The sequence below is a fragment of the Streptomyces durmitorensis genome (genome assembly GCF_023498005.1).
GTDB lineage: Bacteria > Actinomycetota > Actinomycetes > Streptomycetales > Streptomycetaceae > Streptomyces > Streptomyces durmitorensis.
Genome location: NZ_CP097289.1, coordinates 9,432,031 through 9,457,964, shown reverse-complemented (window position 1 = coordinate 9,457,964; position 25,934 = coordinate 9,432,031). Strand labels below are relative to the sequence as shown.

The window sequence follows — 25,934 nt, the reverse complement described above, 5'->3', positions numbered from 1 at the left end:
CTTGGAAATCCGCCTTATTGACATACACCACGCCCACATTGTCGAGCGTGTTGAATGAACAGAAACGACACATCTCTGAGTTATTCCGCCCTTCGCAGGGGGAGGAGAAAAGCAGAGCCGTGGCAGTGCCGCGAAGGAAATTCACCCAGAAGACCGGTGACAGCGGCCTGCGTCGGCAACGGCAAGAGTTCAGGAGCGTGATGACGGACAGGAAAGGCCACAATGAACGACTGCGTGCCCTCCTCGCCGAGGCGGAGTGGACGTCGGCCGCCCTCGCCCGCGCGGTCAACATCGCCGGTGCCGAGGTCGGGCTGGGGCTCTCCTACGACCGGACCTCGGTCTCCCACTGGCTCTCCGGCACACAGCCTCGACGCCGGATTCCCCAGCTGGTGGCCGAGGCGTTCTCCCGCCGCCTCGGGCGTGCCATCACGCCTTCCGCCGCGGGATTCACGGCGCCCGACACGGAAACGGCCGGAGCGGATCCCGGAGCGCCGAGGGACGCCGACGCCGTCCACCAACTCACGGCTCTGGTCTGCTCCGACACCGATCCCCTGCACCGCGTGTCCTTGCAGCGCTCTCCGTACGAGGTGGAGCTGCCCCTGGCACCGTGGCAGCCGGTGAAGCCCTCGGCAGCAGGCCCCACCGACAGGACGCCCGGCATACGCGGGACCCGCACGTCGAGAGTCGGCAAGACCGAAGTGGCCACTGTGCGTGGCGCCGTGGAGTCTTTCGCATCCGGCCTCGACCGCCACGGAGGAGGGCATGCACGCTCCGCCCTGTGCGCGTATCTCGCCGACGATGTGGTGCCTTGGCTCCATCATTCGGCGAACACCCAGGCGGGCCGGCAACTGCGCAAGGAATCGGCGCACCTGGTGTTCGTCCTGGCCCGGCAGTACGAGGACTGCGGCATGCAGGGACTTGCCCAGCGCTACTTCGCCGGTGCGATGCGCCTGGCGAACGAGGCCGAGGACCGCGTCACTTGGGCCATGGCCCTTCGCGCGCTGAGCAGTCAGGCCGCGACACTGAACCACCGCCGTATCGCCCTGAACCATGGCGAGGGGGCACTGGCGTCGCTTCCTCCGGAGGCGCCCCCGGCCGTACGCTCCTTCGTCACCGCCCAACTGGCGGTGGTTCGGGCGATGACCAACGACCAGAGCGGGGCGTTGGCGGCACTCGCCGATGCCGAACGAGCGACCGACCAGGCGGACTCGGAGCCTTCTCCCTTCACCGCGTATCCCCGGGCGGCCCTGGAATTCCAGCGAGCGCAGACGCTGCGAAGCCTCGGTGACATCGGGGGCGCCTCGAAGGCATTGACGGCCTCCCTGGCACACCGCAGCCCCGACGACCGTCGAGGCCATGCCCTGACCTGTGCCGTTCGCGTGCACCTGCTGCTGCGCGCCGGTCATGTCGAGGAAGCCGGTGCGAACTGGCTGGCCTTCAACCGGGCCGGTACCGGGCTGCAGTCCGCCAGGGTCAACCGCGCGGGGCGATCGCTTCAGCGGGCGTTCCTCCCCTACCGCTCACAGCCGACGGTGAAGGCTCTGCTCAACACCTCGGGTTCGCTCTCCTGACAGCTGCGGACCCCTCAATGGAACATCCGTTCTCACCATGGTCTTTCATTCGAATTGACCGGCTGTTCATCCCTCGTCCGGGGCGTTTGCAGGGCACGACTGCATGTTCCCCAGGGAACGGGCAGTAGAAGTATATGTCACAGTATTTCCGTAAAAAAATCACGGAGTGGCTGTACCGGTCTGCCTGTGGTGCCGTTCAGTACCTGTGGGCGAAGGCCGGGGAGTTGGGCCGCGTCACCCCCTCCCGGCCCGCGCGGTTCCGGTTCGCACATCTGGGGGACGGGGCGTGCCTCGCCTTCCCGCCAGGGGCGATCTTCGGTGAGCAGTGCATCGTGATCGGCGATCACACCTTGGTGGGCGTCGCGGTCAGCATCTCGGCCGGGTTCGTGCCCGGCCAGGATCTGGGGCCCGACCCCGTCGTCGAGATCGGCCGACGGTGCTCCATCGGTCGCGGCTCCCACATCGTGGGCCACCGCTCCGTGTGGATCGGAGACGACGTGTACATCGCCCCGTACGCGTACATCACCGATCAGAACCACACCTTCGACGACCCCGGCAGACCGATCGGCATTCAGCAACCGGCCAACAACCCCGTGGCCATCGGTGACGGCTGCTGGCTGGGCACCGGCTCGATCGTCCTGCCTGGCACCCGGCTGGGGCGCAACGTCGTGGTCGCGGGTGGCGCGGTCGTCCGTGGCACCTTCCCCGACCACTGCGTCGTCGCCGGCGTGCCGGCTCGGGTGATCCGCCAATACATCCCCGGGCACGGCTGGCAGCCAGTGCCCGCGCCCCGAAAGGAAACAACATGAAGAAGCCGCCGGAGGGCGACCTCCCCATCATGATCGTCGGCGATTCCATCAGCCACGGCAGCAGCGGCGACTGGACCTGGCGCTACTTCTTCTGGAAGCACCTGAAGAACCACGACGTCAGCGTGGACCTCGTCGGCCCCAAGGCCACTCTCGACAACATCCGCACGACTGAGGTCGGGGATGACGACGACACCTATGCCGACCCCGAGTTCGACCGGGATCACGACGCCCAGTGGGGGCGGCCCTACGTCACAGAGAAGGAAGAGATCCACGCCAAGGTCGCCGAGTACGAGCCCGCGTACCTGCTCACGCTGCTCGGCATCAACGACCTCTTCTGGTACGGCGTCCGGCCGGCCCAGTTCGCCGACAACCTAAGGGAGTTCATCGTGAACGCCCGACGTGCGGCACCTCAGATCCGCATCGTCGTCGGCACTGTCCTCGAGACCCAGAAGGCCGTGGACGAGCCGGAGTTCGCCGCGCTGGTCGACGCCACCAACGAACAGATCCGAACGGTGGCGTCCGAAGAGGGCATCCACGTCGCCGACACCGCGGCCGAATTCCGCGCCGCCGAGCACACCTGGGACGGCACTCACCCCAACCCCAACGGAGAGGTGCGCATCGCCGCGGCGTTCGCGGACCGGATCGCCCAGTCCTACGGACTCGGAGCCCGCTATCCCCGGCCCTACCCAGTCCTCGACGTCGTCGACAGCCGGGCCAAACGGGCCACTGACTGACCCGGCCAGGCCTAAAAGCGATCCCTGAGGGCTATCGGCTCCTTCGCCGTCCCGCTCGCCAATCCGCTCATCGCCAACGGGCTTGTACGACCATGCGCCTGTGTGCGAGCGGCATGAGTTCACCCGGCGCACTTCGGCGCACAAAAAAACATCCATGACACCCGCCCGCACGGCGAGATGAATGGACATGCGGGTGTGGATCGATGCATCTCGGACACATGTACATAGGATCTCCGCTTTCGACTGGGTGTTAGACGGGTGGACCGATGAATCCCAACTTTGGAATGAGCGCGACACGGCGACAGGCGATCGCCCGACGCTCCCGCAGCATTACCGAGTCAAGTCTCTTCTCCACCGCGGCGATGTCAGCCATTCTCGCGAATGCCGGGCTCCTCGGCATGGAGACATATGCCGGACTCACCGAGCGATGGCATACTCAACTCCGCCTGGCGGAACTCGTCTTCCTCGCCGTCTTCACGGCCGAGATCACTCTGCGGGCGCTCTCCCACCTCGACTGCCCCAAGCAGTTCTTCCGGGAGCCGTGGAACATCTTCGACGCCGCGGTGATCCTGTGCGCATTCCTGCCGGGACTGGGCGACAACACCACTCTGTTGCGCATGCTCCGGTTGCTCAGGATCCTGCGGGCGGCGCGCTTCATGCCTCAAATGCGCATCATCATGACCGCGTTGGTGAAGAGCGCGGGCGGGGCCGCCAGCTTCCTCGCCGTCGGGCTTCTGGTGCTCTACGTGTACGCGATGGTGGGCTGGATGTGGTTCGCCGACGACGACCCGACGCACTACGGATCGATCGGGCGGGCGGCCCTCACTCTGTTCATCCTCATGACGCTCGACGGCCTCGGAGAGGCGGTCCGCGCGGGGCTGGAAATCTCTCCCTGGTCCTTCGCGTACTACGCCTCCTACGTCCTGCTCAGCTCCTTCATGCTGGTGAACTTGCTGATCGGCGTGGTCATCAACTCGCTGGAGCAGGCGCGCGGCGCGGAGGCCGACGCGTCATCCTCCCGGTCGGACGACGCGAGAGACGGTGGCGCCGGCGCAGGCCCACAGGAAGCTCATCGGTACGCGAAGCATCCCGCGACCGAGGTGGATCCGGTCAGTGTCCGGGAACGGTTCACGAAGGCCCGGCGCGCGCTGGACGACGCCGAACGTCTCGCCCTGAGCACACTGCCGCACCAATCGACTGACCCTCGCCGCAGGAACTGACCCATTCACGGTTCCCCAAAGAATGCAGCCGACCTCCGCCATCGGGCACAGGTTTGTTGAGACTGTTGAATCGGGTTATTTCGAGCCGTAAAAAGCGCCGCCGTACGCCCCCAAGAGGATTCTCTCCTCAGTGCGCGTCACCCACATGGCGGCAGCAATGCGCATGCTTCGGGTAATTGAGGTCAGCCGAACAGTGAAGGGTCGACCACCCGACTGATCCAAGGAAAGGGAAAACAGCATGCAGGCGAGCACCCACGAAGAACAGGCCTCCGAGAACAGCAAGGGAAAATCCACCGATGAGGATGCGTACACCTCGGCCTACCGGGCCATTTTTGACGCGTTCGACGACGACAAGAGCGGGACTCTCTCGCGGAACGAACTGCTCACCCATCTCGCGGTGATGGGAATCCGGGAGGACGACCCCCGGCTCGAGGGAATCCTGGCGGCGACCGAAGACGGCGAGAACGAACGGGAGATGGGATTCGACGAATTCGTCTCCCTCGTCAAGGAGCACAGCGGGCTCATCCAGCGCGCGATGCGCGGATCCCTCGCGGTCCCGGATTTCGAAGGCCTCAGCGCCGACCTCGACCGGATGCACCGGGAGATCCTGCCGACCCGCTCCGGCGAGGTCGCCGGCTACATCCCGCAGCTGGCGCGGGTGGATCCCGAACAGTTCGCCATCTCCGTGTGCACGGTGGACGGTCAGCGCCATTCGATCGGTGACAGCGCAGTCCCGTTCTGCGTGCAGTCGGTCTCCAAGACCATCAGCTACTGCCTGGCCCTCGAAGAGCACGGAGTCGAGCCCACGCACCAGCATGTGGGGCGCGAACCGAGCGGCCAGAGCTTCAACGAACTGACCCTGAACCGGACCGGGCGTCCGCACAACCCGATGATCAACGCGGGCGCCATCATGAGCTGCGCGCTGATCCGTCCCGAAGAGTCGCTGGCCGATCGGTTCGACCATGTCGCACAGACCTGGCAGCGGCTCTCCGGCGGTCGTCGCCCCGGCTTCAACAACGCGGTCTACCTCTCCGAACGCGCCACCGCGGACCGCAACTTCGCGCTGGGTTACTCGATGCGCGAGAGCAAGGCGTTTCCCGAAAGCACCGACCTCAAGGAGACACTCGAGTTCTACTTCCAGTGCTGTTCCATCGAGCTCGACGCCCAGATGCTGGGCATCGTCGCGGGCACGCTCGCGAACGGCGGAGTCTGCCCGCTCACCGGCGACCGTGTGTTCAGCGAGCAGACGGTCCAGCACTGTCTCTCCCTGATGACGTCCTGCGGCATGTACGACTTCTCCGGCGAGTTCGCCTTCACCATCGGCCTGCCCGCCAAGAGCGGCGTGTCCGGCGCACTGATGGTCGTGGTCCCGCAGCTCATGGGGATCTGTGTCTGGTCGCCCCGGCTCGATGAGCTGGGCAACACGGTCCGCGGCATCGAGCTCTGCCGCAAACTCGTCGAGACGTACCAGGTGCACCCGCATGCCGCGGTGGAGACCCAGGCCACGCGCAAGGACCCGCGCAAGCGCCGCAACCAGAGTTCGGTGGAGAGCGTCGTCGCACTGTGCTGGGCGGCGGGCCAGGGAGATCTGGACGAGGTACGCCGACTCGCCGCTTCCGGCACCGACCTCGGAGCAGCCGACTACGACGGCCGAACGGCACTGCACCTGGCGGCCTCCGAAGGGCGGACCGAAGCGGCTCGGCTGCTTCTGACGCACGAGGTCGACCCCGCGCCCGTCGACCGATGGGGCGGCACTCCGCAGCAGGACGCGGAACGCGAGGGCCACAGCGAGATCGCGGAACTCCTTCAGCAGGTGACCGAGACGGTTCCGCGGCAGAAGTCGACCCGCTCGGGCAACGGGTCCGACAAGACCGGCAGGACATCCGGGGCGGCGCAAGCACAGCCGCGCGCCTGAGGGACCCGGATCCGGAACGCAATCACCCGCGCCGAGGGGACGGCCTCGCCGTACCGGCCGCAGTTCGTGCCGTCCCCTCGCCGCGCGAGGCGTCCGAGACAGTCGGCACAGGCTCACGGAGTTCGTGACCGGCTGATGATCAAGGAGAACGCATGAATGGGCCATTCGCGCTGCCCGGAACCGGAACGCACCGAGGAGAAGCCGGTCGCGAGCCCCCGCTCTCCGTCGATGTGCGACCCAAGCACCTCATGCGCACACGATCCGCTCTCGCGGCTCTGATCTGTACCGCTGTGTGCTGGATCGCCGTGCAGGCACCCGTGGCGCAGGCTCGGCCGAGCACCGACGCCTGTGCCCGCGCCGGGACCGACCTGGACCTTGAAGGGCTGGGCCAAGTCGCCCGCGACCACGACGTGGGTGAAGCGGTACGCCGAGCCTGCAGGTCGACCGCCCCGACTCCCCCGCCGGCCACCCCCGCACCGCCCCCTCCGCCGAAACCCGCACCGCCGAAGCCGCCGGTCAGGCCTTCACCCGAACCTCCCGCGCCGGCCCCGGCGCCACCGCCACAACGCGACACCCCGGCGGCCAAGCCGCCGCCCCCTGCCTCCCCCTCCCCCAAGCCCTCTCCCAAGCCCTCCGTCCCGCGCGCCTACGACGGCGTGCGGGGGGAGAAGAAGACCGGCGGTCCGCCTCTCACCGCGACGGCACTGCTGCTCGTGGTGCCCGCGGTCCTCGCCGCTGCCGCACTCGCACGAGGCTCCGGCCGCGGCCGCAGCTGACCCGACGTTCCCCGTTACCGCACAGAGTTACCGCACAGAGTTGGAGACAGACATGCCGTACTGGCTCAGGCTGGTCATCGCCATGGCCGCCGCCGGCGCAGTCATCTACGTCATCACCGGGCTCGTCCAGCGGCGGGTGAGAGCCGATGACGACCCCTCACAGACGCCGGATGTCATCGAGTACATGACGATGATGATCGGGGTGGTGTACGCCATCGTTCTCGGCCTGGCCATCGCGGGGGCCTGGGAGGCGCGCGGGGAAGCCCAGACCGTCGTACAGAACGAGGTTCAGGCCCTGCACGAGGTCACCGAGCGAGCCCAGGTGTTCCCCGCCGCCAGGCAGGAGGCAATTCAGCGGAGCCTCGACTCCTACGCCACGTATGTCGTGCACAAGGAGTGGCCGCAGATGTCGGCCAAGGGGCAGCTCAGCGACCGGGGAGACCAACTCTTCGGCCAGGTGCGCACCGCGGTCCTCAGGAGCGAACCACGCGACGAGCTGCAGGGCCAGGCGTATGCGCCCATGGCTGATCAGATCGCGCTCGCCGATGAGGCCCGCACCAACCGGGGTGGAGCCGCGGAGCCCACCATGCCGTCAGTGGTCTGGTTCGGCCTGATCGTGGGTGCCTTGGTATCGATCGGCATGATCTTCGCCCTCCAGATCAGGCGCACGCCACGCGAGTTGACCGTGGCCGTGCTGTACTGCGCGCTCTTCGCCTTCCTGCTCTTTCTCATCTGGGACATGGACGCGCCCTTCAGCCGCGGCATGGCGATCACCGCCGATGACTTCCTCACCTTGCGGGGGTGATCCCGGGCGAGCGGTCATCAGTGGGCACGACAACCCTTCAGTTCAATTCCTCACCACAGAAATGGATGCGTGATGAACAGGTGCAAAGGACTGGTGCAGTACTTCAACCGTGAGGGTGGCTACGGCTTCATCGTCCCGGTCGGCCAGCGAGAGCCCGTCTTCGTCAAACGTGAGGACTTCGACGGCGACCTGAGGGTCCTCTCGGAGGGACAGCAGGTCACCTTCGAGCTGGAACTGGGCTGCGGGCGGTTCGAGGCCCGGCATGTCCAGCCGTGATGCCCGACGAGGGCGGCAGTCATCCGGGCTCCCGACCCGCCACTAGTTCCTGCGCTGCTTGGCCAGCAGCGCACCGACGGTGGCGTACGAGCGATAGGGAAGGAACTCCCGCCGCAGTGCGGCCCCTGCACGGTCCGTGCTCGTCGACTGCAGTCCCGACCCGGTTTCCAGGAACGCCCGCCAGCTTCCGCAGGCTTCCTCCACGTGGCCGGACCGCAGCAACAGCTTGGTTCGGGCCGCATGGGTGAGCGCGTGACCGCGACGGTCGTCGGGCCTACGGTGCTCGGAGGAGACGGAAAGCGCCTCGATCGCGCCTCTGACGTCGCCCAGCCCGCGCAGCGTCTGCGCACGCTGGAACTCCAGCGCGGCCCGCGGATACGCACCGAACGGCCCGGCGGCCGAACCGTTCTCCTCCCAGCTCCTGCCCGCTTCCTCCAGCGCGGACAGCGCATCGCGGCGCCTGCCCGCGACTGCGCGCGCGACGGCAAGCTGAGCCGCAACGAACGACCGGGACGCGGGTGACGTCTTCGCCGGCAGCGCGGCGTAGGCGTTCTCGGCGTGGGACAGTGCGGCCCGGAGATGCTTGAGGGCCAGGGACTGACTACTCATCCCTCTCAGGATCACTGCCCATGTGCTGCGGTCTCCGGCCTCGTTGGCAAGCCGGAGGGCCGCGGCATAGAAGAGCTGTGCCGCGCCGTGGAATCCGCTGTCGCTGTAGAGGCGGGCCCGTACGAAGGCCAGACGGGCAGCCTCTGTGAGCAGTTGCTGATGAACCTGGGCATTGGCCGGTCTGTTCAGCCAGGGAACTACGTCATCGGCGAGGAAAGCCGAGAGAGCCGAGCGGGCATGACCGCCGCCGTGACGGTCCAGCCCCTTCGCGAATGTCTGCACCGCCGCTTTCAGCGTGGCGACTTCCGTCTGCCCCGCCCTGGGCCCGGCCGGGCGGGTACCAGCCCCCGCCATCCGCGACACTTCGCGCCAGCGGGGCACGGCTTTCGGAGCCGCCAGGTAGGGGGACTGCTGCAGGGGCCGCGAGTGCACGGCGTCGGCGTCCGTGCTGGTGAGCTCGGCCAGATTGGCGATGGCACCCGCCCGGCTGTGCGGAGCGGCCTGCCCGGCCCGTTCCCCACCGTCATGGGGAAAGCCCGCCACGACAGCGGTGATGGTCCGTCCGAGCCTTCGGGAGAGGACCTCGGCCACCAGTTGGGGCACCGGGCGACGTGGACGCGACCCCGCAAGCCAGTGTGCGACCGACGTCCGGTCGTACGACAGTGCCAGGCCGATCTCCCGACCGGCTCTGTTGACGGCGCGCGCAAAACTCGCAGAAGTCCATTCCGCCTCGGCCAACAAGGCCCGCAACCGATCGTTGGGAATGCGTTTGCTCGCCAATGGTCTCCTCAAGCCCTGCCGCCGGACGGCAGGACCGGCCTGGAACGCCGCCCCTGGCGTTTTCAGGAAGAATATTCCCCTGTCCCATCCAGACATACGGACGCGTGCGGGGCGCACGGGAGCGTCCACGTCCGATGCCGATCGGATACGCAACAGGTTCAACACCCTCAACTCCCCACCGGCCCATGCCGTGTATTCGCCCGGGAAACCGAACTCCTGACATCGACACCACGATTCGGGAGTGTTTCCTTGACGGTGAAACTGGCAGTTCTGGACATGGACGGCACGCTCTTCAACGGATTTCTCGCCGCGGACATGGCCAAGGCTCTGGCCAGAACGGCGGAGTGCGACACCGCTTCTGCCGAAGTCGCGCTCGACGCGATCCATCGATACCAGGCAGGTGTGATCAGCCACGACGAGTGCGCGAGCGATTTCTACGAAGCGTATGGGCAAGCGGTCACCGGCCTGCGCGCCGTGACGCTGGACGAGCTAGCTCACCGGGTGTGGAAGAAGTCCCGCCTCCACGTCTTCGGCCATGCGAAGCCCTTGGTCACCTGGCTGCAGGCCCAACAGATGACCGTATGCCTTCTGTCGGGCAGTCCCGACAACGTACTGCGACCGGCCGCACGGCAGTTGGGCATCAAGCGCTACTGGGGCATGACCTTGGCGCAGGCCGGCGGTCATCTGACGGGACGCGTGGAACGTGCTCCCGCTCTGCGCGGCGCCAAGTCCAAGATCCTGGAACACATCACCCGGACGACCTCCGTCGACTGGGCGAGCTCATTCGCCATGGGAGATTCGTCCTCGGACATCGACGTACTGGACAAGGTGGGCCGGGCGGTCGCCTTCGAACCCGACGGCGAGCTGCGACAGACCGCCGAGAAGCGGGGCTGGACCGTGGCCGACCGGCACGACGTGCTCCATCGTTGCCGACTTCAGTGGCAGTCCCGGGTGTAGCACGCGGCGGGCGGAACCGACGCAGTGCGGACGCGTTCAACACGTTCACCACCTCCGCATCGGATTGTCCGTTCTGCATCGCGTAGTTCGGGGATTCGCCTGGAGACAGAAACCCGCGTACGGCGGAAGGTGGTAATGAACGTGCTCGGAGAGGTTCCGGCAGAGACACAGCACGATGTGGGCGAGCTTCGGGAGCTGCCTCCGTCAGAACGACTCAGGCACAACTCAGGCCCGTCGACACCTGGAACGGTGTGAGCGATGACTGAGGGCCTGTGGTCGATCACCCCTGCCGAACAGAAGGCCGCCCGGGAGGTCGACGCCCGCTGGGGCCCTCTCCTGGCCGACATGAGCCGCGGTGCCGACGCCCGTGACGCCGCGGGGGAGCCCGTGCCGCAGCACTACTTCACCGAGGCGGCCGCCCTGGGACTGCAGGCCCTCTCCCTCCCCCGCGCGGTCGGCGGTGAAGCCATGGACCCGCTGACCTCGGCACTCACCATGGAACGGATCGGATACCTGTGCCGTGAGAACGGATTCCCACTGATCCTGGGCACCCGCACGATCATCGCCGAGTCGCTGCTCGCCTCGGGCCGAAGGGACCTGACCGACCGCTATGTCATCCCCGTCGCGCGCGGCGAGCTGGGCATCGCCCTGGCCTACAGCGAGGACGCTGACGCGTTCTCCATGCGCACGACCCTGCGCCGCTCTCAGAGCGGGTACCTGCTCTCCGGGCACAAGGCGTTCACGACCGGCGGCCTCCTTGCCGATGTCTTCCTCGTCTACGCGAACGACGGGGCCGGGGACATCGCCGCCTGCCTGGTCCACCGCGAAGACCCCGGCGTCACCGTCAACGCCCTGGACCCCGTCGGCAACCGCACCTCAGGGCCCGCGTCGCTCGACCTGAGGGACGTGCCCCTGAGCCAAGACCGGATCGTGACGGACGGCGATGGCATCAGCCACGCCCAGCGCCTGCTCAACGCCCGCAGGCTGACGGTCTGCTGCGCTTCCCTCGGCCAGGCACGTGCTCTGGTCGAACTCAGCGCGGCCCGGCTCGGCACGACCGTCCGACACGGCCAGCCGCTCAGCGATCTCCCCAACGTCCAAGCCGCCCTCGGCCGCATGTACATCGCAGTGGAGACCGCCCGGGCGATGCTCTACCGGGCCGCGCGCCGAGCCACCGACGACGAGGCCGACCTCTTCTTCGACCCGCTGGTGTCCGCGGCCAAACACCGCATGACCGACTGTGTCCGCTCCGTGGTGGAGGAGTCGCTCCAGGTCCTGGGCGGCCACTTCTACTACGGCGACCCCTACTTCGGAATCTGCCTGCGCGACTTCACCGGACTGGTGGCTGCCGCAGGCACCCAGAACCTCCTCGAGGTCAACCTGGGTGCTCTCGCCGCCACCTCCCTGCCCGACCCCGACGGCCCCGGCCACGTCGGAGCACCCCGAAAGGACAACACCCCCGCATGACGACACTCCGCTTCTCCGGCCTGCTTCTCCGCTTCGTCGACTACGAGCGCACCATCATCAGCCACGCCCCCGTCCTGGGTGACGCCATCGCCGAGGTCGAAGACCGGTTTCCCCGCCTGCGCCCCATCCTGCGCGACGGCGAAGGCCGGATGAGGGCCACCCACAGGGTCTTCATCAACGGCGAGCTGTCCCGCGGCGCCGGCCTGACCACTCCCCTGCACGAGGACGACGACATCGAATTCCTCACCGCCATCGCGGGAGGCTGACCGTGCCGATGCCGACGGCCACGCCCCGTGAGATCACCTTCGAAGTCCCCACCAACCCGACCCAGTTCGGTCCTGACCAGCTCCGGCCCCGGTTTCTGCTCGGCCTGTCGATGAGCGCACTCTCCCAGTGGTTCGCCGCGTACCTGGTGCCCCACTCCCGGATGCTGCACGATCATCTCACCGGGTGCGTCATCGGCATGGTCCGCCTCGACTCCCACCTGCCGGACCTGCGCTTCTGCGATGCCGACTGGCTGGCAGTCAGCGCCCGTGTAGAGGCCAGCGACTCGGCGACGTACCTGCGTTTGAGCGTCGACATCCACGCACGTCTCCAGGCGGGCACCGACCCCGCACTGCAGGTCGCCACCATCCGGACCGACCTGCGCCTGCTGACCGTCGTGGACAGCCAGTCGCTCACTGGAGTCCCCGGCACTCTGCCCGAGAGCCTGTTCGCCCTCTTCCGGCCGGAGGAGATCTACCGGCCGGATCGCAAAGCCCAGGTCCTGGCCGCCAAGCCGCCCGAGGGCAAGGAGCTCCTTGAGCCCGTCAGTTGGAAGACTCCCTTGTGCCGCAGCCACTGCGAGGTCGCCGATCAGTGGCTGTACAGCGAGCTCGTGGAACTCCTGACCCAGTCCAGGGAACGGCTTTTCCTCCGGGACACCACTCCGCCGGAGGTGGCGCGAATCGCTGTCGGCCGCCCCGTGCGCAGCGTCACCGCGGTCTTCCGTCGCGCGATGTACGCCTTCGAAACGTGCCGCATCACCACCCGCGTCCTGACCGGCACAAACGGAGGCGCAGGCGAGGGCGAGCCGGTGATCTTCCAGCACTCGGTCGACGATCCAGCCCGGCCCGGTGCGTGTGTCACCGCGTGGGAGACCGTGGGGGCCACGACCTAGCGTCTCTCAGCGAGGAGGCGAGACCGGAGAGAGTGCAAGACCGGATGCGTGGAGTACGTGGAATCAGAATCGCCGTCGTGGGCGGCAGCATCGCGGGGTGCGCCGCGGCGCTCGCCGCCCATCGTGGGGGCGTCGGCGAGATCGTCGTGTACGAACGCGCCGTCGACCGCCCGACGGACCGCGGCGTCGGGCTGGTCATGCACAATTCCCGCCACGGGGAACTCAGTTCGCAGGGATACCTGGGTACGGATACACCCTGGGTCCAGCTGACCCGGCGCCGCTGGTACGTACGCGACGGGCTCTCGTCGCTGGGCCGCGAGGTTGCTGTCACCCCCTTCCCCTTCCGTACGTACACCTGGGGGCCGCTCTGGCACGAACTGCGCCGTCGCGTTCCTGACTCGGCGCAGTTTCGCCCCGGAACCACGGTCACCGGCATCGACATCACCCCAGAGGGCGCGGAGTTGACCGCCGGATCCGAAGGCCGGGCCGAGCACTTCGATCTCGTCATCGGCGCGGACGGCTATCGTTCGGTGGTTCGTAGAGCCGTCTGCCCCGACCTCCGTCCGGAGTACGCCGGTTACCTCGCCTGGAGAGGCGCCTTTCCGGCCGACCGACTCACCGATCCCGCCGCGTGGGCCGACGAGGACTGCGTCTTCGCTGTCTTCCCAGGCGGCCAGCTCACCGCCTTCCGCATCCCGGACGGCGCGGGCGGCCACCGGGTGAACTGGGTTCTCTTCACCACCCCGCCCACGCGTCTCGACCTGGCCCTGAACGACCCCACCAGCCTCCCGCCCGGCACCGTCACCGAGGCCCTGCACACGCACCTGACCGAGATCGCCGACACCCATCTGCCGCCCTACTGGGGTGAGTTGGTGGGTCTGACGGCACCCGACGAACTCTTCATCCAGCCGCTGTACGACTTCACCGCACCGCAGTACACCACCGACCGGCTCCTCCTGATGGGCGACGCGGCCACGGTCGCCCGCCCTCACACCGGCGCCGGCACCGTCAAGGCGCTCCAAGACGCCACAGCCTTGGAGTCCGCCCTCACCACGCACCCAGGATCTCTGGCTGACGCTTTGAGAACGTACGACGCCGACCGCAGCGCCGCCGGTCGCACCATGGTCGACCTTGGCCGCAGTCTGGGACAGGCACTGGTACAGGAAGCCCCGGACTGGGGAGCGATGGATCAGTCCGCCCTCGACACATGGTGTCAACAGGCGGACGGTGGCGGCGCACTCGGCGGGCTCAAGCTGCCCCGGACGGTGAGTGAGCGAAGAGCTCAGTCGGAAACGCCTTGACGTGCGCCCCGGTTGACCGCTGAGACGACCGCTTTCAGCGAGGCGCGTGTCGTATTCGCGTCGATACCCACGCCCCACAGCACCTGGCCGTCGATGGAGCACTCGATGTACGAGGCCGCCTGCGCCCGCGCGCCTTCGCTCATCGTGTGCTCCTGGTAGTCCAGCAGCCTCGCATCGACACCGGTCACGGCCAGCGCTTCGAAGAAGGCCGAGATCGGGCCGTTGCCGGTGCCGGTCAGGACAGTCTCGATGCCGTCCACGACCGCGTCGACCGTCAGCGTGTCCAGGCCGTCCCTGTCGGTCGCGGTCTGCCCGGACCGCAGCTGGAAACGGCCCCACCGGGCGTCCTCCTGGCCGTCCGGATTCGGCAGGTACTCGTCCTGGAAGGCCGACCAGATCGCCTTCGGCGTGACCTCGCCGCCCTCGCTGTCGGTCTTCGTCTGGATGATCTTGGAGAACTCGACCTGCATGCGGCGCGGCAGGTCCAGCTTGTGGTCGTTCTGCAGGACGTAGGCGATGCCGCCCTTGCCGGACTGCGAGTTGACGCGGATCACGGCCTCGTACGAACGGCCGACGTCCTTGGGGTCGATGGGCAGGTACGGGACGGCCCACTCGATGTCGTCGACCGTCTTGCCCTGCTGCTCGGCCCGGACGCCCATCGCCTCGAAGCCCTTCTTGATGGCGTCCTGGTGGGAGCCGGAGAAGGCGGTGTAGACGAGGTCGCCCGCGTACGGGTGGCGCGGGTGGACCTCCATCTGGTTGCAGTACTCGGCGGTGCGGCGGATCTCGTCGATGTCGGAGAAGTCGATCTGCGGGTCCACGCCCTGCGAGAAGAGGTTCATGCCCAGCGTGACCAGGTCGACGTTGCCGGTGCGCTCGCCCTGACCGAACAGGCAGCCCTCGATGCGGTCGGCGCCGGCCATGATGGCCAGTTCGGCGGCGGCGACGGCGGTGCCGCGGTCGTTGTGCGGGTGGACGGACAGGCAGACGTGCTCGCGGCGGGTCAGGTTGCGGGACATCCACTCGAAGCGGTCCGCGTGGGTGGAGGGCGTCGAACGCTCCACCGTGGCGGGCAGGTTGAGGATGATCTCGCGGCCCTCTTCGGGCTGCCACACGTCACAGACGGCCTCGCAGACCTCCAGGGCGAAGTCCAGCTCGGTGTCCGTGAAGATCTCGGGGCTGTACTGGTAGCCGAAGACCGTCTCGGGGCCCAGCAGTTTCTCGGCGTACTCCATGACCAGGCGCGTGCCGTCGACGGCGATCTGCTTGACCGCGTCCTTCGAGCCACGGAAGACGACCTCGCGCCAGACGGGCGCGGTCGCGTTGTACAGGTGGACGGTGGCGCGCTTGGCGCCGACCAGCGACTCGACGGTGCGGGCGATCAGCTCTTCGCGGGCCTGCGTCAGGACGGAGATCGTGACGTCGTCCGGGATCGCGCCGTCCTCGATGATCGACCGTACGAAGTCGAAGTCGGTCTGGCCCGAGGAGGGGAAGCCGACCTCGATCTCCTTGTAGCCCATGCGGACCAGCAGGTCGAACATCTCGCGCTTGCGCGCCGGGGACATCGGGTCGATCAGCGCCTGGTTGCCGTCACGCAGGTCCGTGGAGAGCCAGCGGGGAGCGACCGTGATCCGGTTGTCGGGCCACGTGCGGTCGGGGATGTCGACCTGCTCGTACTGCCCGTACTTGTGGATCGGCATCCCCGAGGGTTTCTGAGGTTCACTCACCGCGCCGGTGGCCTGATTCATGCGGCTCATGATCCTTGGTCCCCCGTCGTTGTCAGCCACTCGCCCGGCCTGCTTCGTCTCGACCGGGCATGACCTTGCCGTGTCCGTATGTGTCATGCCTCATCGAGTGCCCCCGGCCGCCGGAGGATCCGTGCTGTTCACCGGCGAGGCTGTTGAACGTGTTGAGCAGCGTTCCTCTGGACGTGTCTCGCCCTCGAGCCTGCGAAAGCGGGCGACACTGCGGTGATGACCATGGATCACTCAGCCACGACACGACGACGCTTTCTGGCCGTTGGCAGCGCTGCTGTGCTGCCCCTGTGCTACCCACGGAGTGCGGTCGCCCAGAGCGCGGATCCCTGCCACGAGCAGCCTGCCCGGCCATCAGCGGCTGACGGGCGCCCCGGGCCCCGGCCGGTTCCGGAATCCGAGATCGCCGCCGGCCCCATGACTCTGGCCCTCACCTTCGATGACGGACCGAGCCCGCTGTACACCCCTCGGGTCCTGGCGGTCCTGCGCCGCCACGGGGTGCGGGCGACGTTCTTCGTGCTTGGCGTCAATGTGGAGAAGTACCCCGATGTCGTACGCCAGATCGTTGCGGACGGTCACACGCTCGGCAACCACACCTGGTCCCACCCCAAACTCGAGAAGCTGTCCACGACAGCAGTCCGTCGCCAGATCACCCGTACCAACGAGGCTGTCGCCCGCGTCCACGGCGGCCGTAGCCCTTCTCTCTTTCGCGCTCCCTACGGACACTTCACCCCTGCCGCACTCACGATCTGCGCGGATCTCGCAATGCGGCCCTTCTGCTGGTCGATCGATCCGCGCGACTGGTCCAACCCAGGCGCGGCGCACATCTCTGCAACTGTCCTGGACCAGGCCAGAACAGGGGCCGTCGTCCTTCACCACGACGGCGTCCTGAGCCGGCACACGTACCCCGAGTACGAGGGCCGCGCCAACCGCACCCAAACCATCGAAGCCCTCAAGGCCTACCTGCCCCGTCTCCTCGACCGGGGATTCCGCTTCACCACCCTCGCCGCCTAATGGCAGCTCGACCGCTGGACGTCGTGTTCGACGAACTCGTGCAGAACCAGGGCAGGGGGGCGGCTCTGCGCCTGAAGTTCGTGGCCCACAAGGACCGCACCTGGTTCCTGGCCATCGTCCTGCACAGCTTCGCGAAGCACGCCGAAGGCACCAAACTGACCGACCTGGAACAGGCCATCGTGTCGGCCTTCCGCAAGAACGGCTACACCGACCAGGAGATCAAAGCGCACGGGAAGCTCGACAGGAAACTCCCGCAGTCACTGCGCAGCGAGATGTTCTCGAGCAGGTTCGCGCAGCTAGACGTCAAGCAGAACTACACCATGGCCGAGCTGAAGCGCGACGTCCCCGAGATCATCAAGTCGGCCCACGCGATCCCGTCGGCCACCGCGCCCGAAGGTGGCGTGCAACAGGCGGGCGCGGAGCAAGGCGGCTCCCCCTCCACCTCGGCGGCCTCTGCGCGGTTCACCATCAAGGCCTCCAAGTTCACCGGCCGTTCTCGGCGCCACCGTCGTGGCGGCCTGGGTAGCGGCCGTGGTGGCGGGAGTCGGCGCCATGATCCAGTGGCTCATCGGCTTCATGGAGGATGACCACGTCGCGGACAACGTCCTCGTCTTCACCAGCCAAGCGGTGGCGAAGCAACTGCCGACCGCCGGAAAATCGTACGACGTCGTCCGACGCTTCACCGATGGCAAGGGTGACTACAACCTCACGGTGAAGGTGGCACGCACCACCTGACCTGCCCCTGGTCAGGCCGGACTCGACTCAGTCCTGACCGTGCGAGACCTGGCCCCACGCCGTGCCCGCCTCCCCCACACCGGAGGCGGGCACGGTCGCACAGGCGCAGCGCGGCCTCACTCGGGCACCCAGGAGTACGCTGGGTGCAGCGGGGGCCTCTCGTACGCCGGTGCTCAGGCCGGGCCAGGCCCCGCGGTTCCATGGCGCTCGCTCCCAGCCCTTCCGTCCCCGGATCAGGATCAGCCGGCGGCCGAAGCGTCGTACGCATCCGAACAACACGCCCTGAACGTCCCTTCGCCGCACGCCAACAGCCGCGCAGGAGCAGCCCGTGACCCCGGCCGCGCCATCGCACCGAGGTCAAGGAGTTCCCCATGCCGGCCAGTTCCACCACGTCCGCGGCCCATGCCGGTCCAACGAGCGCACCGTCGGACGCCGTCCAGCCCTCTCAGGAACAGGAATACGACGGAGCGGGGCCCTTCTCCGCGGAAGAGCCGACCGCCCCGCGCAGCAGGGGCGAGCGGCTGTACGTGATCGTGACGACGGTGATCGTCGTTGCTCCCTTCCTGGCGCTGGGCCTGGCCGTCTGGCTGCTGTGGGGCAGCCTCATCCATCCCGCTGACGTCCTGCTCGCCCTCGTCCTCTACATGGTCACGGGCTTCGGCGTCACGGTCGGCTTCCATCGCGGCCTGACCCACGGCGGATACCGTGCCGTCCGGCCGGTACGCATCGCGCTCGCGGTGGCCGGGTCGATGAGCTTCCAGGGGGACGTCATCGGCTGGGTCGCGACCCACCGCCGCCACCACGCCTTCACGGACCGGCCGGGAGATCCGCACTCCCCCTACCGCTACGGCACGCACCTGCGCGGCCAACTGCGCGGTCTGCTGCACGCGCACATCGGCTGGCTGTTCCGCAACGACGCCACGCCCGCCGAACATTACGCCCCTGACCTGCTCGCGGATCGCGACATCCGCGCTGTCTCGCGCGCCTTTCCCGCCCTGTGCATCCTCACCCTGGCACTGCCGTTCGCGGTGGGCTGGGCCATCGGCGGCACCTTGGTCCACGCCCTGACCGCCTTGCTGTGGGCGGGACTTGTGCGCATCGCGCTGCTCCACCACGTCACCTGGAGCGTGAACTCCCTGTGCCACGTGATCGGGGACCGGCCGTTCCGCACCCGGCGCCATGACCGGGCCACCAATCTGTGGCCGCTGGCCCTGCTCTCCTTCGGCGAGAGCTGGCACAACCTCCACCATGCCGACCCCACCAGCGCGCGCCACGGCGTCGACCGCGGCCAGCTCGACCCCTCGGCCGCCGTCATCCGTCTCCTCGAGCGCCTCGGCTGGGTGCACGACGTGCGCTGGCCGACCCCCGATCGCGTCGCCTCCCGTCGGCTGTGAATCCACCCGCCCCTCCGCACAGCAGTCCGCAAGAGCTCTCATGGCCACCGCACTGCAGCCCTCACTCCCCCGAAGCGCGCGGGGAGTCGGCGTCCGTCCGCTGCCGGATCAGTGGCGACGACGATGCGTGTTCCGGCGCCAGGGGCGCGAACGCCCCCGGCCGCCGTCACGCTTGCGCGCCACGGCCGGACCGCGGCGGGCTCCGTGGAGGGGGCGGTGGGTGGGTGGCTGCCCTGCGGCCTGCCCGGCCCGTGTCGCGGCAACGATCAGGATCAGCAGGACGCTGAAGGCCAAGCCTGTGAGCACGGCGCTCACATCTCCCTGGTCAGATGGCTCGGCAGAGCCACAGCGACCAGTGCCAACGGGGTGCCGCCACCGCCGTACTCCCAGTCCTCTTTGGCATCCGGCTCCCGGCCGGCCTCTGAGCTGCCGTGGAGGACCTGTTCCGCTGCCATGAGCGTACTCGCGGTCACAGGAGGCCCGGCGCTCTCGCTCGCGGCGGCCATCAGGCGGGCTGCTGCCGGGGCGCTGGACTCGGGCGGTATCACCAGCAGGTCCCATCGGCCCGCGGTGTAGGACAGGAGCATGATCTTGTGGGGGTCCAACTCCGTCGTGAACCAACCCACCTTCACCACATGGCCGTTGACGGGCACTTCCCGCGGGATGACCGGCCAGTACATAGGGTTGACGGCGATGCGAGTGATCCGCCCCCACAAGGGATCCAGCACGTCGGCCAGAGTGGAGAGCTCCTGCGCCAAGTCCCGGGAGCGAGGCCACCAGGCGCCGTCCAGAAGCCCTCGGGCGGGGCTCACGGGTTTCAGCGCGAGGCGGGCGGTCGGAACCCTGAAGGGCACGATCCGCAGGGTGGGTCGGTCGGTGGTCGCGGGCATTGCGCGAACCTGTCTCCGGACCGCTGGCCCGTGGGCCCGGCTCGGTGTCGTCACTCGCCGAGAACGACACCGACGTGGAAGCCGGTGCGCGAAAGACTCTCGATACTTTGAGGCTACTCCCCTGGAGGCGGTAACGGACTTCGTCGACGCGGGACTTACGAACGTGGCTCTGCGCGCCCGCACCGAACGTGCACCTTGCTTGCCGGCCTTCCTACCCCCTCGCGCCCCACCCAGCACTCCTCTAACCCGACAGGAGTCGATTACCTCATCGGCCAGTATGCAGAAATCTATCCTGGCCGGATTAGACATTGAGCATTGGTGGTAGCAACAATGAGCGCGTGTCCAGACCCCGCATGTCAGGAGTAGCCCCATGCCCGAGGGCCTCAGCCGCCCCAAGTGCGTCGTGGAGCAGTACACGAGGGAGGGCAGTTGGGTCGTCGTCGTCCGAGGGGACCTCGACATGGACTCCATGCCCCCGGTGCGCGAAGCCATGGAGAGGGCGGCCGCCGCACTCCCGGTGCTCATCCTGGACACCGGCGCAGTGAGCTTCGCGGACTCCTCCGCATTGAACCTGCTGCTCCTCATCCATCAGGCCACCACGCTGCGCATCGCCGCTCCGCCGCCCCAACTGCTGCGCATGCTCCGGATCACCGGCGCCGACCAGATCCTCAACCTCTACCCGTCCACGGAACAGGCCTGCGCGGCGGCAGGATGAAGCCGGCCGCGGGGCAGCGTCGGCGTGAGGCATCCCCAAGCGTGGGGATGCGGTGCTCCCCACCACCGCATCCCCACAAGGGCCCTCCCGGAGTTGGGGGATGCGGGATGTACCCCCACACGCCGGGCGGGCGGAGGCTGGAGCCGTGTTGTCGGTGATACGGCTCCAGCCGGGCCTCTGTGTTGTTCCGGCTCGGGGGCTGGGAGCCTGATGGAAGCACGCGGTCAGCGACAGCACGTGAATCCTTCGCCTGAGAGAAGGATATGGCTCCACGCGCAGCCGCGACAGAGGGCGGCTGGGTAGTTGGCTGCCAGGCACGGCGAATTCGGGCAGGCTGGTGCGGGGAGAATCTGGCTGTCGGCAGGGGGCGCAGAGCCGTGCGGGACAACGGGGAGCAGTTGCTGGAAGCCCAGTTGGGTGGGCTTCTGCGTGAGGTGCGGCGTCAGGCATCCTGCGAGGCCGGGCCGGACGTCTGCAGGATGCTCGACTGGTTGCACCGGCAGACCGGCGTCCACGCCGCGGTGGTCGCGCAGGACGCGGGCACGGTGGAGGCGTCCACGGCAGCCTTTCCTCAGGAGGTGCTGTCCGAGCTCGCCGGGCTGCTCGCGCGCCTGTGCGGAGGGCAGTTGGCCGCGGCTGCGACCCAGACTCAAGGGCTGCACGTGCGCTGCGAAGCGCTTGGACCGCACGGACCGCGCCCGGTGCTGGTGGTGGCCGCCGGGTCGCAGCCGACCGCCCAGACCGTCGCGCTGACCTCGCACACCGGCAGCGTGCTGGCCCTGCTGCGCCGCGCCGAGGCCGGACAGGAAACGCGGCGGGTCTACGACGACAAGGCACGCCAATTGCGATTCGCCGTGCTGCACGGGCTGTTGGCCGGAGGTCCGCTGCTCGCCCGGCGGATGACGACCGGTGTCGTTCCCCCGCTCCTGGACGCCGATCGGCTGCGGATTCACCTGCTGCGCTGCCCGTCGGCCGACCGTGACCGGATCGCACAGGCCCATCAGGATCCTTCCGGCTATCACGGGTCGGCGCTGATAGTGCACTGCCCCGTATTCAAAGAGCATCTGATCTGTCTCATCGCCGAGGACGACGAGACCAACCGCGCTCGTGACGGCGTCAGCCACGGCCCGGCGCCCGGGCTGGCTGAGACGCTGCGTCGTCTGGTGCGCGACAATCCGCGCTATGCGCTGGGCATCAGTGGCGTACAGCCCCTGCACGCCACGGCGGAGGCCTACAGCCAGGCCGCCCATGCGCTGGCCGGTGCCCGCACCACGGCCGGCCGTGTCGCCTTCCATCAGGGCCAGACGTCGTTGGCAGGCCTCCTCCCCGTTCAGCCCGCCCTCGCCTGGGCCCGGGCGTTTCTGCGGCCGCTGGACGCCGCCCCCAAGACCAGTGCCGACATCACCCGGCTTGCGACGAGCATGCCCCGCTCCGGCGTGGCCCGTCTGCTGGGCCTCAGCCGCAACACCGTCACCGCCCACCTCAGGCGTGCACAACAAGCCCTCGGTCAGGACCTCGCCGACGTCCGCTGCCGCGCTGCCGTCCACCTGGCCCTCGCGCTCGTCGGCTCTGGCTCCGGTCCCGAACCCGATGGCCACCACGTGCCCCCTGCCCTGGAGGAGTTGCTGAGCACCGAGCCCGCCGCCGCCTGGGCCCAGACGGTGCTGCGCCCCCTGCAACCCCGCCACCGCCGCACGCTCCAGGCCTGGATCGACGCCAATGCGGATGCGCAGCAGACCGCCCACCGCATGGGCATCAGCCGCAACACGGTCCGGGCGCACCTGCGCACCGCAGAGGCCGCTCTGGGCCTGGATCTCCTGACCACCGGCACCGGCACCCACCACGTCGTCCACGCGCTGCACATCGCCGCGGGCCGGGCCACCCAGGCCATCTGAGCACCGTGCACAACCCGAGCCCGGAGTTGAGCACCGTGCACGTTGGTCCCCGGGTCCGATGACTTCTAGCCTGTAGACAACTGCCCGTGCACCAGGCGATTCCGGCGCCCTGACCAGCGCCGGAAGACCCGAGCGCCTGGGCAGCGCCTGCCTGCCCCGGCGTTTCGGGCCGTCCCGTGAGAGGTCGGCCACCGAGAAACGCGAAGACCTGTGCAGGCAGGACAACGCCGTAGCGGACCATCGGGGGAAACCGTGCTGCGTATGCACTTCACCAGGGGCGATCTGTCCCGGACCCGGGTCGCCGAGAGGCCCGACCCACTGTGGGAAATCGTCCTGAGCATGCACCAACTCCAGGAAGGCAGAAGGAACGCCCGCGCGATCCTCGGCGGACGGACGCCGTCCCACCCGCAGCAGCAGATACTGCGCGCGCTGACCCCGCTGATGCCCGCCCGCGGATACTTTCCGGACTTCCTCACCCCCGCGGCGGCGTTGGACGGGCTCGACAGCGGCATCGACGCCGTCCTGTCCACACCCCGGCGCCGCATGCGCGAGGAACTCTCCCTGCTGGCGCAGCACCACGCGCTGCCCGCCTGGACCCGGTCCCTCGCCGACGGCGAAGTGGACACCCTGCACTGGCTGGGCAGAGCCCTGCACCGGTACAACAGGTGCGTCCTTCAGCCCCTGTGGTCCGGGGTCGCCGGCCGTGTGGAGGCCGACCGGCAGCACCGCACCGGAGTGCAGTGCCGCGGCGGGACGGAAGCGATGCTGCACACCTTCGCGCCCATGCTGCGCTGGGACTCCTCGGTGCTGGCCGCCGACTACCCGGTGGACAGGGACGTGCACTTGGGCGGGCGCGGACTGCTGCTCGTCCCGTCGTACTTCTGTCGCCGTACGCCGGTCGCCCTCCTGGACGAGCAGTTGCTGCCCGTGCTGGTCTACCCCGCCTGCTCCCCCGTTCCGGAGCAGGCGGCCACGGCGGACTCCAGGCTGGCGCCCCTGCTGGGGCACACCCGTGCCGCAGTGCTGCAGACGCTCCACCAACCCCGCACCACCACCGAGCTGGCTCGCCACGCCGGCGTATCGCTGTCATCGGCCAGCGAACACGCGGCGGTGCTGCGCCAGGCCGGACTGATCGCCAGCATGCGGGAGCGTCAACGGGTGCGGCACATCCTCACCCCCTTGGGCGCCGATCTGCTCAACGGCGGCGCGATGCCCTTGCTGCCCTAGACGACCACGCTCGCCTCTCGGCCTAGGGGCCTACGGGGCTGTCGCGGGGAGTTCCACGGTGACGCGGATCCCGCCGGCGGTGCGCGGGGTGAGGGTGAGTCTTCCGTCGTGCGCATGGGTGATCGTCTTGACGATCGCCAGGCCGAGACCGACGCCTGCGTGGTCGGCGTGCACGCGTTCGGTGCCGCGCTGGAACGGGTCGGTGAGTGTCGAGGCAAGCTCCGGGGTGAGCTTCTCGCCGGTGTTCTCGACCGTGAGGAGCACCGTCTTGGGGCGAAGGCTCGTAGTGACCCGGACACTGCCCTGGTCAGGCAGGTTGTGGACGATCGCGTTGTGCACGAGGTTCGTGGTCAGCTGCAGCAGGAGCGCCTGCGATCCGATGGTGGGGGTGATGTCGCCGCCGGTCTCGATGGTGACGCCGTGCTTCTCCGCGAGAGGGAGGAGCGTTTCGGTGGCTTCTTCCGCCAGGAGGGACAGGTCGACCGGCTCTCGGGTGAAGGACCGCTGGTTGGCACGGCTGAACAGGAGCAGTGCCTCGGTGAGGTCGATCGCTCGGGTGTTGACGGCGTGGAGGCGGTCGACGAGCTGGTCGGTGTCGCGGTGAGGATCGTTGCGGGCCGCCTCGAGGAGTGTCTTCGTGATCGCCAGCGGGGTGCGCAGTTCGTGAGAGGCGTTGGCCGCGAATCTCTGCTGTTCGGCGACGTGCGCTTCGAGCCGTACGAGCATGGTGTCGAAGGCGTCTGCGAGTTCGCGGAACTCGTCCTTGCGGCCCGGCAGTTGGATCCGGTGGGACAGTGAGCCGTTCGTGGCCATGCGGGTCGCGTCCGTGATGCGGATCAGGGGAGCCAGCATGCGGCCGGCGAGGATCCACCCTCCCACGAGGCCGAACACCAGCAGGAATGCCAATACCACTGCTGCCCTCGGAGCGAAGACACCCAGGAGGACGGACCGGACGGGAAAGACGCCACCCATGTCGTTGTCATCGGCGTTCTTGAGCATCGCACGGTCGGGGACGTAGCGGAGGAGGAACACCCACACCGCCCCGAGCAGCAGTCCGCCGGCCAGCATGAGGAAGCCGGCGTAGCTGAGGGTGAGTTTGAGGCGGACGCTCAGCCCGGGTGACCTATCCACGCCCGCCTCCCCCATGTCCGGACGCCGGCTGGGCGTCGATGCGGTAGCCGACGCCTGGCACGGTGGCGATGATCCAGGGTTCGCCGAGCCGTTTGCGCAGTGCCGAGACGGTGATGCGCACGGCGTTGGTGAACGGGTCGGCGTTCTCGTCCCACGCGCGTTCCAGGAGATCTTCCGCGCTGACGACACCGCCTTCGGCAGCGACGAGGACTTCGAGCACGGCGAACTGCTTCCTGGTCAGCGCGACGTAGCGGCCGTCGCGATAGACCTCTCTGCGGAACGGGTCAAGGCGCAGACCTGCGATCTCTCGCACGGGAGGCCTGTTGTGGGCGCGCCTGCGGTCAAGTGCTCTGAGCCGGAGCACGAGTTCTTGGAGTTCGAACGGCTTCGTGAGGTAGTCGTCGGCGCCGAGTTCGAACCCGGAGGCCTTGTCGTCGAGACGGTCGGCCGCGGTGAGCATGAGGATCGGCATGCCGTTGCCGGAGGCGACGATGCGTTTGGCGATCTCGTCACCGGACGGTCCTGGGATGTCGCGGTCGAGGACGGCGATGTCGTACGTGTTGACGCTCAGCAGTTCGAGAGCGGTGTCGCCGTCACCCGCGATGTCAGCCGCGATCGCCTCCAGGCGCAGGCCGTCGCGGATGGCCTCTGCCAGATAGGGCTCGTCCTCGACGATCAGCACACGCATGCCCTTGATGCTACGAGTCGGCACATATCGTCGGCGTATCGAAAACCGGATACGTGCCGGCAACGTCGCGCTGCCTTGACTGGCGGTATGACTCGCATCCCAGCACGAACAA

At 68.2% G+C, this 25,934-nt stretch carries 24 protein-coding genes; 19 read left to right on the top strand and 5 right to left on the bottom strand.

What is annotated here, in order from left to right:
• Nucleotides 1-200: 200 nt before the first annotated feature.
• The 7 genes from M4V62_RS41890 (at nucleotide 201) to M4V62_RS41860 (ending at nucleotide 8,106) form a co-directional block, all read left to right on the top strand.
• The gene (locus tag M4V62_RS41890; protein ID WP_249592438.1) at nucleotides 201-1,571 is read left to right on the top strand and encodes an NsdA family TPR-like regulatory protein; all 1,371 of its coding nucleotides are present in this window, start codon (nucleotides 201-203) and stop codon (nucleotides 1,569-1,571) included.
• 134 nt (nucleotides 1,572-1,705) lie between these two features.
• Complete coding sequence (locus M4V62_RS41885; RefSeq protein ID WP_249592437.1) at nucleotides 1,706-2,380, top strand: DapH/DapD/GlmU-related protein; 675 nt, start codon at nucleotides 1,706-1,708, stop codon at nucleotides 2,378-2,380.
• Nucleotides 2,377-3,114, top strand: coding sequence for an SGNH/GDSL hydrolase family protein (locus tag M4V62_RS41880; RefSeq protein WP_249592436.1), 738 nt, complete (start codon nucleotides 2,377-2,379; stop codon nucleotides 3,112-3,114). The genes M4V62_RS41885 and M4V62_RS41880 overlap by 4 nt, the downstream gene beginning before the upstream one ends.
• 266 nt (nucleotides 3,115-3,380) lie before the next feature.
• Nucleotides 3,381-4,334 (top strand): ion transporter, encoded by a 954-nt coding sequence (locus tag M4V62_RS41875; RefSeq protein WP_249592435.1) that lies wholly within the window; start codon nucleotides 3,381-3,383, stop codon nucleotides 4,332-4,334.
• A 238-nt stretch (nucleotides 4,335-4,572) separates the two neighbouring features.
• A complete protein-coding gene (gene glsA / locus M4V62_RS41870) occupies nucleotides 4,573-6,249 on the top strand; it encodes a glutaminase A (RefSeq protein ID WP_249592434.1) in 1,677 nt (558 codons plus the stop codon).
• Between the two features lie 828 nt (nucleotides 6,250-7,077).
• Nucleotides 7,078-7,830: a bestrophin-like domain gene (locus M4V62_RS41865; protein ID WP_249592433.1), complete on the top strand. Its 753-nt coding sequence runs from the start codon at nucleotides 7,078-7,080 to the stop codon at nucleotides 7,828-7,830.
• A 72-nt stretch (nucleotides 7,831-7,902) separates the two neighbouring features.
• Nucleotides 7,903-8,106, top strand: coding sequence for a cold shock domain-containing protein (locus M4V62_RS41860; RefSeq protein WP_249592432.1), 204 nt, complete (start codon nucleotides 7,903-7,905; stop codon nucleotides 8,104-8,106).
• Nucleotides 8,107-8,148: 42 nt separating this feature from the next.
• Here M4V62_RS41860 and M4V62_RS41855 read toward each other — a convergent pair whose 3' ends face one another.
• Nucleotides 8,149-9,495 (bottom strand): NsdA family TPR-like regulatory protein, encoded by a 1,347-nt coding sequence (locus M4V62_RS41855; protein ID WP_249592431.1) that lies wholly within the window; start codon nucleotides 9,493-9,495, stop codon nucleotides 8,149-8,151.
• 255 nt (nucleotides 9,496-9,750) lie between these two features.
• On the opposite strand from M4V62_RS41855, the gene M4V62_RS41850 reads away from it, so the two are divergent.
• From M4V62_RS41850 to M4V62_RS41830, 5 genes are all read left to right on the top strand, one after another.
• Nucleotides 9,751-10,452: an HAD family hydrolase gene (locus M4V62_RS41850; RefSeq protein WP_283779180.1), complete on the top strand. Its 702-nt coding sequence runs from the start codon at nucleotides 9,751-9,753 to the stop codon at nucleotides 10,450-10,452.
• 258 nt (nucleotides 10,453-10,710) lie between these two features.
• Nucleotides 10,711-11,919, top strand: a complete 1,209-nt coding sequence (locus M4V62_RS41845; protein WP_249592429.1) for an acyl-CoA dehydrogenase family protein — start codon at nucleotides 10,711-10,713, stop codon at nucleotides 11,917-11,919.
• The gene (locus M4V62_RS41840; RefSeq protein ID WP_249592428.1) at nucleotides 11,916-12,185 is read left to right on the top strand and encodes a MoaD/ThiS family protein; all 270 of its coding nucleotides are present in this window, start codon (nucleotides 11,916-11,918) and stop codon (nucleotides 12,183-12,185) included. The genes M4V62_RS41845 and M4V62_RS41840 overlap by 4 nt, the downstream gene beginning before the upstream one ends.
• 2 nt (nucleotides 12,186-12,187) lie before the next feature.
• Entirely contained in the window at nucleotides 12,188-13,078 is an 891-nt protein-coding gene (locus M4V62_RS41835; RefSeq protein ID WP_249592427.1) for a hypothetical protein, read from the top strand.
• A gap of 77 nt (nucleotides 13,079-13,155) precedes the next feature.
• A complete protein-coding gene (locus tag M4V62_RS41830) occupies nucleotides 13,156-14,379 on the top strand; it encodes an FAD-dependent monooxygenase (protein WP_344646442.1) in 1,224 nt (407 codons plus the stop codon).
• Here the strand turns inward: M4V62_RS41830 and leuA are convergent.
• Nucleotides 14,361-16,136 (bottom strand): 2-isopropylmalate synthase, encoded by a 1,776-nt coding sequence (gene leuA, locus M4V62_RS41825; RefSeq protein WP_249592425.1) that lies wholly within the window; start codon nucleotides 16,134-16,136, stop codon nucleotides 14,361-14,363. The genes M4V62_RS41830 and leuA overlap by 19 nt on opposite strands.
• A 414-nt stretch (nucleotides 16,137-16,550) precedes the next feature.
• On the opposite strand from leuA, the gene M4V62_RS41820 reads away from it, so the two are divergent.
• The 4 genes from M4V62_RS41820 to M4V62_RS41805 all read left to right on the top strand — a co-directional run bounded on the left by M4V62_RS41820 (nucleotide 16,551) and on the right by M4V62_RS41805 (nucleotide 19,276).
• Entirely contained in the window at nucleotides 16,551-17,147 is a 597-nt protein-coding gene (locus M4V62_RS41820) for a polysaccharide deacetylase family protein (protein WP_249592424.1), read from the top strand.
• Nucleotides 17,147-17,734 (top strand): hypothetical protein, encoded by a 588-nt coding sequence (locus tag M4V62_RS41815; RefSeq protein WP_249592423.1) that lies wholly within the window; start codon nucleotides 17,147-17,149, stop codon nucleotides 17,732-17,734. The genes M4V62_RS41820 and M4V62_RS41815 overlap by 1 nt, the downstream gene beginning before the upstream one ends.
• Nucleotides 17,700-17,882 carry a hypothetical protein gene (locus M4V62_RS41810; RefSeq protein ID WP_249592422.1) on the top strand — a complete coding sequence of 61 codons (183 nt, stop codon included), beginning with the start codon at nucleotides 17,700-17,702 and terminating at the stop codon, nucleotides 17,880-17,882. Before M4V62_RS41815 ends, M4V62_RS41810 begins: the two co-directional genes overlap by 35 nt.
• 371 nt (nucleotides 17,883-18,253) lie before the next feature.
• The gene (locus M4V62_RS41805) at nucleotides 18,254-19,276 is read left to right on the top strand and encodes an acyl-CoA desaturase (RefSeq protein WP_249592421.1); all 1,023 of its coding nucleotides are present in this window, start codon (nucleotides 18,254-18,256) and stop codon (nucleotides 19,274-19,276) included.
• A gap of 311 nt (nucleotides 19,277-19,587) precedes the next feature.
• Here the strand turns inward: M4V62_RS41805 and M4V62_RS41800 are convergent, their stop codons facing one another.
• Nucleotides 19,588-20,166 carry a DUF5994 family protein gene (locus M4V62_RS41800; RefSeq protein ID WP_249592420.1) on the bottom strand — a complete coding sequence of 193 codons (579 nt, stop codon included), beginning with the start codon at nucleotides 20,164-20,166 and terminating at the stop codon, nucleotides 19,588-19,590.
• Between the two features lie 370 nt (nucleotides 20,167-20,536).
• Here M4V62_RS41800 and M4V62_RS41795 point away from each other — a divergent pair, with 370 nt between their 5' ends.
• The 3 genes from M4V62_RS41795 to M4V62_RS41785 all read left to right on the top strand — a co-directional run bounded on the left by M4V62_RS41795 (nucleotide 20,537) and on the right by M4V62_RS41785 (nucleotide 24,003).
• The gene (locus M4V62_RS41795; protein WP_249592419.1) at nucleotides 20,537-20,881 is read left to right on the top strand and encodes an STAS domain-containing protein; all 345 of its coding nucleotides are present in this window, start codon (nucleotides 20,537-20,539) and stop codon (nucleotides 20,879-20,881) included.
• Nucleotides 20,882-21,258: 377 nt separating this feature from the next.
• The gene (locus M4V62_RS41790) at nucleotides 21,259-22,776 is read left to right on the top strand and encodes a helix-turn-helix domain-containing protein (protein WP_249592418.1); all 1,518 of its coding nucleotides are present in this window, start codon (nucleotides 21,259-21,261) and stop codon (nucleotides 22,774-22,776) included.
• A 261-nt stretch (nucleotides 22,777-23,037) separates the two neighbouring features.
• Nucleotides 23,038-24,003, top strand: coding sequence for an ArsR/SmtB family transcription factor (locus M4V62_RS41785; RefSeq protein WP_249592417.1), 966 nt, complete (start codon nucleotides 23,038-23,040; stop codon nucleotides 24,001-24,003).
• 30 nt (nucleotides 24,004-24,033) lie between these two features.
• Here M4V62_RS41785 and M4V62_RS41780 read toward each other — a convergent pair whose 3' ends face one another.
• Together M4V62_RS41780 and M4V62_RS41775 are read right to left on the bottom strand one after the other, a co-directional pair.
• Entirely contained in the window at nucleotides 24,034-25,134 is a 1,101-nt protein-coding gene (locus M4V62_RS41780; RefSeq protein ID WP_249592416.1) for a sensor histidine kinase, read from the bottom strand.
• Complete coding sequence (locus tag M4V62_RS41775) at nucleotides 25,127-25,822, bottom strand: response regulator transcription factor (protein ID WP_249592415.1); 696 nt, start codon at nucleotides 25,820-25,822, stop codon at nucleotides 25,127-25,129. Before M4V62_RS41775 ends, M4V62_RS41780 begins: the two co-directional genes overlap by 8 nt.
• Nucleotides 25,823-25,934 lie beyond the last annotated feature (112 nt).

Excerpts from the sequence above, each read along its gene's own strand:
- M4V62_RS41820 (WP_249592424.1), top strand. The coding sequence starts at position 16,551 with ATGACTCTGGCCCTCACCTTCGATGACGGACCGAGCCCGCTGTACACC.
- glsA (WP_249592434.1), top strand. The coding sequence starts at position 4,573 with ATGCAGGCGAGCACCCACGAAGAACAGGCCTCCGAGAACAGCAAGGGA.
- M4V62_RS41810 (WP_249592422.1), top strand. The coding sequence starts at position 17,700 with ATGATCCAGTGGCTCATCGGCTTCATGGAGGATGACCACGTCGCGGAC.
- M4V62_RS41785 (WP_249592417.1), top strand. The coding sequence starts at position 23,038 with ATGCACTTCACCAGGGGCGATCTGTCCCGGACCCGGGTCGCCGAGAGG.
- M4V62_RS41840 (WP_249592428.1), top strand. The coding sequence starts at position 11,916 with ATGACGACACTCCGCTTCTCCGGCCTGCTTCTCCGCTTCGTCGACTAC.
- M4V62_RS41775 (WP_249592415.1), bottom strand. The coding sequence starts at position 25,822 with ATGCGTGTGCTGATCGTCGAGGACGAGCCCTATCTGGCAGAGGCCATC.
- M4V62_RS41860 (WP_249592432.1), top strand. The coding sequence starts at position 7,903 with ATGAACAGGTGCAAAGGACTGGTGCAGTACTTCAACCGTGAGGGTGGC.
- M4V62_RS41795 (WP_249592419.1), top strand. The coding sequence starts at position 20,537 with ATGCCCGAGGGCCTCAGCCGCCCCAAGTGCGTCGTGGAGCAGTACACG.
- M4V62_RS41875 (WP_249592435.1), top strand. The coding sequence starts at position 3,381 with ATGAATCCCAACTTTGGAATGAGCGCGACACGGCGACAGGCGATCGCC.
- M4V62_RS41805 (WP_249592421.1), top strand. The coding sequence starts at position 18,254 with ATGCCGGCCAGTTCCACCACGTCCGCGGCCCATGCCGGTCCAACGAGC.
- M4V62_RS41800 (WP_249592420.1), bottom strand. The coding sequence starts at position 20,166 with ATGCCCGCGACCACCGACCGACCCACCCTGCGGATCGTGCCCTTCAGG.
- M4V62_RS41890 (WP_249592438.1), top strand. The coding sequence starts at position 201 with ATGACGGACAGGAAAGGCCACAATGAACGACTGCGTGCCCTCCTCGCC.
- M4V62_RS41880 (WP_249592436.1), top strand. The coding sequence starts at position 2,377 with ATGAAGAAGCCGCCGGAGGGCGACCTCCCCATCATGATCGTCGGCGAT.
- M4V62_RS41815 (WP_249592423.1), top strand. The coding sequence starts at position 17,147 with ATGGCAGCTCGACCGCTGGACGTCGTGTTCGACGAACTCGTGCAGAAC.
- M4V62_RS41845 (WP_249592429.1), top strand. The coding sequence starts at position 10,711 with ATGACTGAGGGCCTGTGGTCGATCACCCCTGCCGAACAGAAGGCCGCC.
- M4V62_RS41885 (WP_249592437.1), top strand. The coding sequence starts at position 1,706 with ATGTCACAGTATTTCCGTAAAAAAATCACGGAGTGGCTGTACCGGTCT.
- M4V62_RS41865 (WP_249592433.1), top strand. The coding sequence starts at position 7,078 with ATGCCGTACTGGCTCAGGCTGGTCATCGCCATGGCCGCCGCCGGCGCA.
- leuA (WP_249592425.1), bottom strand. The coding sequence starts at position 16,136 with ATGAGCCGCATGAATCAGGCCACCGGCGCGGTGAGTGAACCTCAGAAA.